Below are 7,976 nucleotides of genomic sequence, written 5' to 3' on the forward strand. Positions count from 1 at the left end.
GCGACGTGACGTTCAGCAGCAAGGTGCAATATGCGCTGGCGCAGACGCCGAGCACCGTGCAGCCCGCCGCGTCCGACGACGCGCAGCCTGTGAGCACCGACGAGGTGCCGCCCGCCGTGACCGGCGTCGCGGTGCCGCTTGCAACACCCGTTTCGACACCAGCAGACATCGTCGTTCCCGTCGGAGCGGCGCGTACAGGAAAGGATGGCATGATGAATTTCGACACCGGCACGATCGAAAAGACCCAGGCAATGTTCGCCGACCTCTCGACCCGCGCGAAGGGCGCGATGGAGAAGAGCGCGGCCGCGTTCGAGGACGCCAATGCGTTCGCCAAGGGCAATATCGAGGCGATCGTCGAATCGTCGAAGATCGCCGCCAAGGGCGCCGAGACGCTGGGGCATGAGGTTTCGGCCTATGCCAAGGCATCGTTCGAGGGCGCGACCGAGGCGATGAAGACGCTCGCCGCGGCCAAGTCGCCGACCGAGTTCATGAAGCTGCAGGGCGATTACATGCGCACCGCGTTCGACACGCTGATCGCGGACAGCGCGCGTTCGACCGAGATGATGATGAAGATGGCGGGCGAGATCACGCAGCCTTTGTCCAACCGGGTCGCACTGGCGACCGAGAAGCTGAAGATCGCCAACTGAGCCGTGACGGGGTCGGCGCCACGCGCGCCGTCTCCGGCCGGATGCGAGACGGGAGGGGCGGGCAGGGGATCCCTTGCCTGCCCCTTTTGCGTGGCGCTTGTGACTGGCCCTTTTGCCGGGCCCTTTTGCCGGGCCTCATAGGTTGCCCTTTTAGCGGGCGGGGCTTGCTCTTCGACCATCAGGTGCCATATTTTCACGTCATGGCGCTGACACCGAAAATACTGGTTCCGATGACGATGACCGAGCGACGCTATAGCCGTGTTGAAGACGGGATCCGTGCCGAAGACGGGAATTCCGACGGCAACGGGGATTCCGGCGGCAACGACCGCGGGAATGTCGGCATCGCGACCAAGACGCGGTCGCGCACCAAGCAGCCGACGCCGTACCGCGTGCTGATGCTCAACGACGATTACACGCCGATGGAATTCGTCGTGCTGTGCCTGCAGCGCTTCTTCCGCATGGACATGGAGGCGGCGACGCGGGTGATGCTGCACGTCCACCAGAAGGGCGTCGGCGTGTGTGGGACGTTCAGTTACGAGGTTGCCGAGACCAAGGTCAGCCAGGTGATGGATTTCGCGCAGCAGAACCAGCACCCGCTGCAGTGCACGCTCGAAAAGGCCTGATCGCGCGGTTTTAAGGGGCGCGTCGGGCGCTAGGCCCCCCGCCGGGCCAGACCGTTCAGCGCGCGGGCGGGAGCCAGCGCAGGTCGAGACCGTCGAACCGGTTCACATAATTGGCGGCGCGCAGCAGCGCGGTCTCGTCGGTGAACGACACGCGGCCAGCGCCGCGCGCGATCAGCCCGTCCTCCTCGAGCTGGCGGAGCATGCGGTTGACATGGACCGCGGTCAGCCCGGTCGCGTCGCCGATCTCCTCCTGCGTGAGCGGCAGCGCGAAATCGGTGGTCGCGGCCTGTCCGGTCAGCCGGATGCGGTTGCGGATCTCGAGCAGCAGTGCGGCGACGCGGACCTTGGCGGAGGTGCGGCCGAGGGCGGCGAGCCGGTCGGTCAGCGCGACCTTTTCCATCTGGTTCATCACCATGATGACCGCGGCGAGCCGCGGATGTTCGGTCAGCAGCCCCGCCATCAGCGTCCGGTCGAACGGGCAGACGGTCAGGTCGGTCATCGCGACGATCGTCTCGGGCGAGTCGCGATAGACGAGAGCCGAGACCGCGAGCATGTCGCCGGGAAACAGGAAGCGCAGGATCTGGCGGCTGCCGTCGTCGAGCAGGACATAGCTCATCGCCATGCCGCGCTGGAGGATGAAGAGCTCGGCCATCGGGTCGTGCTCGCGCAGCAGGATCGTGCCGCGGCGCAGGTCGCGCGGGCGCTCCTCGAGGCGCGTCAGTGCCGTCGTCTCGCTCTCGGTCAAGGTGATGTAATCGCCGAGACGTTCGGCGAAGCAGCTGTGCGGCACTGTGATCGGCTCCCCGTCGTTGCTCCACAGAGCAAACCCCCCGATTTTACGCATTAAAGTCGATCAATAGGGCCGGTATGAGCCGCATTTGGTTGGCCGCCGCATGCACCTGCGGACGCAGGCCCGCCATGCGGCCGGGCTTGCGCGGATCGTGCGGGGCGATAGACAGCCGGGGATGGACCGTATTCTCATTCGCGGCGGCAACCGCCTGACCGGGCGCCTGCCCATTTCCGGCGCGAAGAACGCCGCGCTCACGCTGATGCCCTGCGCATTGCTGACCGAGGAGCCGCTGACGCTGCGCAATTTGCCGCGGCTGGCCGATGTCGACGGGTTCGGGCATCTGCTCAACCAGCTGGGCGCGTCGACCGCGATCCAGGGGACGCGGCCCGAGGATTTCGGGCGGGTGATGACGATCCGCGCGGGCAACCTGACCTCGACCGAGGCGCCCTACGACATCGTGCGGAAGATGCGTGCGTCGATCCTCGTGCTCGGGCCGCTGCTCGGGCGCGGCGGCGAGGCGACGGTGTCGCTGCCCGGCGGCTGCGCGATCGGCAACCGGCCGATCGACCTGCATCTGCGCGCGCTCGAGGCGATCGGCGCCGAGCTGGAGATGGCGGCGGGCTATGTGAAGGCGACCGCGCCCGGCGGACGGCTGACGGGGGGACGCTACCGCTTCCCGATCGTGTCGGTCGGCGCGACCGAGAATGTCGTGATGGCGGCGGTGCTCGCGCGCGGGACCAGCGTGATCGAGAATGCCGCGCGCGAACCCGAGATCGTCGACCTGTGCCGCTGCCTCGTCGCGATGGGCGCGTCGATTGACGGGATCGGCACCGAGACGCTGACGATCGAGGGCCGCGACCGGCTGCACGGCGCGACCTATGCGGTGATGCCCGACCGGATCGAGGCGGGCAGCTATGCCTGCGCCGCGGCGATCACCGGCGGCGACCTCGAGCTGACCGGCGTGACCGCGTCGGACATGGGCGCGACGCTCGACGCGCTGGTCGAGGCGGGGGTGAGCGTCACCCCGACCAAGGACGGCATCCGCGTCGCGTCGGACGGGCATCTCCAGCCGCTGACGCTGTCGACCGCGCCCTATCCGGGCTTCGCGACCGACATGCAGGCGCAGTTCATGGCGATGCTGTGCAAGGCGGACGGCGCGAGCGTGCTGACCGAGACGATCTTCGAGAACCGCTACATGCACGTGCCCGAGCTGGCGCGGATGGGCGCGGACATCCAGGTGCGCGGGCGCACCGCGGTGGTGCGCGGCGTCGACAAGCTGGTCGGCGCGCCGGTGATGGCGACCGACCTGCGCGCGTCGATGAGCCTGATCTTGGCGGGTCTGGCGGCGGATGGCGAGACGTCGGTCGGGCGGGTGTATCATCTCGACCGGGGGTATGAGCGGCTTGAGGAGAAGCTCAGCGCGGTTGGTGCGGATATTGAGCGGGCCAGCGACGGGTGAGGTTCTTTCCGCCGTCATCCTGAGGGACGTCAGGATGACGGGGTTGGGCGCGCGTTACGCGATGCGGTCGGGGACTTCGGCGGCGTCGTGTTCGATCGTGGTGGCGGGGGCGACGGCTTCCCAGGGGAAGACGAACCAGTCTTTGGTGTCGCGGCGGTCGATCGTGCGCGCGGTGTAGTCGATGCGTTCGGCGGAGCTGAGATTGTCGATCAAAGTCGCGAAGCGGATCGCGCCGGGCGTCGCACCCGCGGCGGCGAGCGCGGTGCGCAGATGGGTGATCGTGCGGCCGGAATCGTTGATGTCGTCGAGGAAGAGCAGGCGTTCGCCCGACTGGGTGCGTGCGGCGAGCTTGACGAGCGGCTGGTCGGCGAAATCCTCGACCTGGCTCGAATAGTCGACCGAGAGCGTCGGGAGGCCGATCGCGTGGCTGAGGAAGACCGCGGGGACGAGACCGCCGCGGCCGATGCCGATGATGAAATCGGGAGTCCAGTCGGCGTCCGCACGCAGCTGGGCGGCGAGGGTGTGGATCGCGGCGACGAAGTCGTCCTGCGGGATGGGGGTGAAGATCGGCATCCGTTGCGCTTTAACGGGTGGGGGGCGCTGGGGCCAGATCGGATCGGGTAGGGTGGGTTTGCTGGGCTCTGGATCCTGACTTTCGTCAGGATGACGAGGAGGGGGGCGCCCGCTGGTTTAGCGGGCGCCCGGTTGGTCAGATCGCTTCGAGGGCTTGCGTGAAGTCGGCGATCAGGTCGTCGGCATCCTCGACGCCGATCGAGATGCGCACCAGATTGTCGGTGATGCCGAGCGCCTGTTTGCGCGCGTCGGGGACCGAGAGGTGCGTCATGCCCGCGGGGTGGCTGGCGAGCGTTTCGGTGCCGCCGAGCGAGACCGCGAGTTTCGCGATCTTGAGCGCGTCGAGGAAGGCGAAGCTCTCGCGCTCGCCGCCCTTGAGGTAGAGCGAGAAGGTCGAGCCGCCGCCGGTGCAGTGGCGGCGATAGATGTCGGCCTGACGCTCGGCGCCGGGTTCGTCGGCGAGGAAGCCGAGATAGCCGACGCGCTCGACCTTGGGGTGATGCCGCAGATAGGCGCAGACCTTGGCCGCATTCTCGCCCGCGCGGCTCATGCGGAGCTCGAGCGTCTCGAGACTGCGCAGCAGCATCCACGCGGTGTTGGGATCGGTGATCGTGCCGATCGTGTTGCGCATCGTCCGGATCGTGTTGATGTGCGCCTTGGTGCCGAGCACGCCGCCGGCGACGAGATCCGAATGGCCGCCGACATATTTGGTCAGCGAATAGACGACGATGTCCGCGCCGTGCTTGAGCGGCTGGAACCAGAGCGGTCCGAGGAAGGTGTTGTCGATCGCGATCGGCGGCTTTTCACCCGTGAAGATCGCGTCGCGGCTGGCGGCGACCGCCTCGACATCGACCAGCGCGTTGGTCGGGTTGGCGGGGCTTTCGAGATAGATGAGCGCGACATTGCCGGTCGCGGCCTCGGTCATCACCGCGTCGATCTCCTCGCGCGTCGCGCCCGCGGGGAAGTCGAGCCACTTGACCCCGAATTTGCCGAGCACGCGGCCGATCAGCGTCTCGGTCGCGGCGTAGAGCGGCCCCGAATGGACGATCGTGTCGCCGGGCTTGACCATGGCGAGGAAGAGCGTGGCGATCGCGGACATGCCGGAGGAGAAGGCGAGCGCGTCCTCGGCCTCTTCCCAGACGCCGAGGCGATCCTCGAGAATCTCCTGGTTGGGGCCGTTGAAGCGCGAATAGACGAGGCCCTCGGCACCGCCCGGACGCTTGCCGGTGACGCCCTCGAAATGGCGCTTGCCCGCGGCGGCGTTGGGGAAGACGAAGGTCGAGGTGAGGAAGATCGGGGGTTTCAGCGAGCCTTCCGACAGCGACGGGTCGTAACCATGGCCCATCATCAGCGTCGAGGGTTTCAGCTTGCGGCCGCCGATCTTCTCGACCTCGGGCTTGGGCGCGACGCGCGCGGCGACGCCGGTGAGGTCGGCTTCGGTCTCGGCGGGCATGCCGGTGGGGGTCGGGGTATCGGACATTCTGGGCTCCTGCATGACCCGTCTGGTGCGGGCCGATGCGGCGAGCCTAGCGATGCGCAGCCGGTTTGGGGAGGCGTCAGAGGCCGATGATACTGATCTGGCGACCATAAGTGGGTTCGCCGCGATGGGTCGCGCGGCGATAGCTGAAGAAGGCATCGTCTTCGGTGTAGGTGTCGCGGCCGAGCGCCTCGACCCGGCCGACCCCCGCGGCGGCGAGGCGGTTGACGACATAGGCCTCGAGATCGAACTGGTAATGGTCGGTGCGGGCATCCGCGAAGAAGCGTTCGTTCTCGGGATCGGCCTCGCAGAAGCGGCGGAGGAAGCCGGTGTCGACCTCGTAGCTGGCGCGCGCGATGCACGGGCCGACCGCGGCGACGATCCGGTCGCGGCGCGCGCCGATCGCCTCCATCGCGAGCAGGGTGGCGTCGGTGACGCCGCCGAGCGCGCCCTGCCAGCCGGCATGCGCGGCGCCGACGATCCCCGCCTCGCTGTCGGCGAACAGGACGGGCGCGCAGTCCGCGGTGAGGATGCCGAGCGCGAGCCCGGGGCGGTCGGTGACGAGCGCGTCGGCGCGCGGACGGAATGTGTCGTCGACCGGCGCGGTGATCGTCACCGCCTCGGCCGAGTGGATCTGGTAGAGGCCGACGAGTTGCGCGCCGGGGAGGACGGCGTCGGTCGCGCGGCGGCGGTTTTCGGCGATCGCTGTCGGGGAATCGTCGGAGCCGGTGCCGGCGTTGAGGCTGGCATAGGCGCCGGTGGAGACTCCGCCGGTGCGGGTGAGGAAGCCGTGGGGGATGGGGGCGAGCGATTTTGCGCGGATGGGGGTGGGGGCGGTGGTGTCAGTCATGCGCGTGTGTCCTGCTTAAGCTCTGGCACCACCCCGGCGGAGGCCGGGGTCCAGTTGGGGGACGGTCGTGACGGGGGGCGGTGTTTCATTACCGGGGACGTGCCAACTGGGCCCCGGCCTTCGCCGGGGTGGAGGTTGGGGGCGGGGCTGCACGGATTTTTCTGGTTGAATTCCGGCACCACCCCGGCGGAGGCCGGGGGCCAGTTGGGGGCCAGTTGGGGGACGGTTGTGATGGGGGGCGGTGCTTCATTACCGGGGACGTGCCAGCTGGGCCCCGGCCTTCGCCGGGGTGGAGGTTGGGTGGCTGGTCATAGCGCCAGGCGGAGGATGCGGTCGTCGTCGGCCTTCTCGCCGACCATGAAGACGTAGCGGCCGATCTCGGTGAAGCCGTAGCGCTGGTAGAAGCGGTGCGCGCGGTGGTTGTCGACATAGACGCTGAGGATCATCTCGGTCCGCGCCTCGGCGCGCGCGGTGGCGAGAGCCCAGTCCATCAGCGCGGGGCCGACGCCGGCGCCGTGCCGGTCGGCGCGGACATAGAGCTGGTAGAGCTCGACGGCGGTGGCGGGCCAGTCGCCGGGGAAGGCGACCGGGCCGGTCTTCGCGAAGCCGATAATCGCGTCGTCGTCGAGCGCGACGCGGATGCGGAAGGCGGGGTCGCCGATCTGCGACGGCAGGCCCTGCGGCCCGAACGCCTGGTCGAGGAACGCGGCGAGATCCTGCGGGCGGTAGAGCGTGCCGAACGTCTCGGTGAACGACGCGCGCGCCATCGCGGCGAGCGCGGGGCCGTCGGCGGGGCGCGCGTCGCGGTAGGTGATCATGCGAAGGCGGCCGGGTTGGGCCAGCCGGGTGACGTGATCGCGAGCGCTTTGAACAGGCTGCCCATGTCGTCCATCAGCCGGCGGCGGTCGGCGGCGAGCGCCTCGGCGCGGTCGGGCGAGGCCTTGGCGAGCGCGGACGTGCGCGTGTCGATGCCGAGACCGCCGAGCAGGTCGCGCTGTGCGACGGGGCCCCAGGCGACCGCGCCATCGGCCTGCGCGGCGGCGGCGAGCGTGGTGAAATCGACATGCGCGGTCAGGTCGTGCTCGCCCGGCGATTCGAACGGGTTGGCAAAGGCGTGCGCGCGGACCGCCTGGAGCGTGTCGCCGAGCGCGGGGCCTTCATAGCCGTAATCGATCGCGAGCAGCGCGCCGCCCTGTGCGACGAGGCGTTTGGCGAGCGCGCGGACGATGCCGACCGCGGCGGGGGCGGTCTCGAGGATCGATCCGGCGGGCGCGTCGCGGAAGGGTTCGGGGATGACGGCGTCGGGAAGCGGCTTGCCCGCGATCGGGAGGAACAGCAGGTCCTGCGCGGCGACGAGGCGTTCGTGCCAGGCGTCCTCGCGTTTGAGCAACTGGCGGATCGGCAGCGCGTCGAAGAATTCGTTCGCGACGACGATCAGCGGAAGCTCGGTCGGCAGCGTGTCGATGGCGTCGTGCCAGGTCGCGGCAGGGACGCGCTCGGCCTGCGCGGTGCGGAGCGCGGGGCTGGTCTCGACGAAATGGACGGGGGGCACGAGGC

General features: G+C 69.0%; 9 protein-coding genes. 3 read left to right on the forward strand and 6 right to left on the reverse strand.

Features of this window, described 5'->3' with window-relative positions:
• The coding region (locus sphsw_RS10100; RefSeq protein WP_042467025.1) for a phasin family protein at window positions 1–647 on the forward strand (647 nt) is incomplete at its 5' end.
• Window positions 648–883: 236 nt separating this feature from the next.
• Window positions 884–1,270 (forward strand): ATP-dependent Clp protease adapter ClpS, encoded by a 387-nt coding sequence (clpS, locus tag sphsw_RS10105; protein ID WP_081874265.1) that lies wholly within the window; start codon window positions 884–886, stop codon window positions 1,268–1,270.
• Window positions 1,271–1,325: 55 nt separating this feature from the next.
• Here the strand turns inward: clpS and sphsw_RS10110 are convergent, their stop codons facing one another.
• Window positions 1,326–2,114, reverse strand: coding sequence for a Crp/Fnr family transcriptional regulator (locus sphsw_RS10110; RefSeq protein WP_081874263.1), 789 nt, complete (start codon window positions 2,112–2,114; stop codon window positions 1,326–1,328).
• 121 nt (window positions 2,115–2,235) lie between these two features.
• On the opposite strand from sphsw_RS10110, the gene murA reads away from it, so the two are divergent.
• The gene (murA, locus tag sphsw_RS10115; RefSeq protein WP_031440515.1) at window positions 2,236–3,519 is read left to right on the forward strand and encodes a UDP-N-acetylglucosamine 1-carboxyvinyltransferase; all 1,284 of its coding nucleotides are present in this window, start codon (window positions 2,236–2,238) and stop codon (window positions 3,517–3,519) included.
• Between the two features lie 54 nt (window positions 3,520–3,573).
• On the opposite strand, the gene sphsw_RS10120 is transcribed toward murA, so the two are convergent.
• The 5 genes from sphsw_RS10120 to sphsw_RS10140 form a co-directional block, all read right to left on the reverse strand.
• Complete coding sequence (locus sphsw_RS10120) at window positions 3,574–4,092, reverse strand: phosphoribosyltransferase (RefSeq protein WP_031440516.1); 519 nt, start codon at window positions 4,090–4,092, stop codon at window positions 3,574–3,576.
• 136 nt (window positions 4,093–4,228) lie between these two features.
• Window positions 4,229–5,545, reverse strand: a complete 1,317-nt coding sequence (locus tag sphsw_RS10125) for a cystathionine gamma-synthase family protein (RefSeq protein WP_031440517.1) — start codon at window positions 5,543–5,545, stop codon at window positions 4,229–4,231.
• Window positions 5,546–5,648: 103 nt separating this feature from the next.
• Entirely contained in the window at window positions 5,649–6,419 is a 771-nt protein-coding gene (pgeF, locus tag sphsw_RS10130; protein WP_031440518.1) for a peptidoglycan editing factor PgeF, read from the reverse strand.
• 308 nt (window positions 6,420–6,727) lie between these two features.
• On the reverse strand, window positions 6,728–7,237 hold the full coding sequence (locus sphsw_RS10135) for a GNAT family N-acetyltransferase (RefSeq protein ID WP_031440519.1): 510 nt from the start codon (window positions 7,235–7,237) through the stop codon (window positions 6,728–6,730).
• The coding region (locus sphsw_RS10140; RefSeq protein WP_031440520.1) for an SAM-dependent methyltransferase at window positions 7,234–7,976 on the reverse strand (743 nt) is incomplete at its 5' end. The genes sphsw_RS10140 and sphsw_RS10135, both read right to left, overlap by 4 nt.

It is taken from the genome of Sphingomonas sp. FUKUSWIS1 (assembly GCF_000733135.1).
In the GTDB taxonomy this organism is placed as follows: Bacteria; Pseudomonadota; Alphaproteobacteria; order Sphingomonadales; family Sphingomonadaceae; genus Sphingomonas; species Sphingomonas aerolata.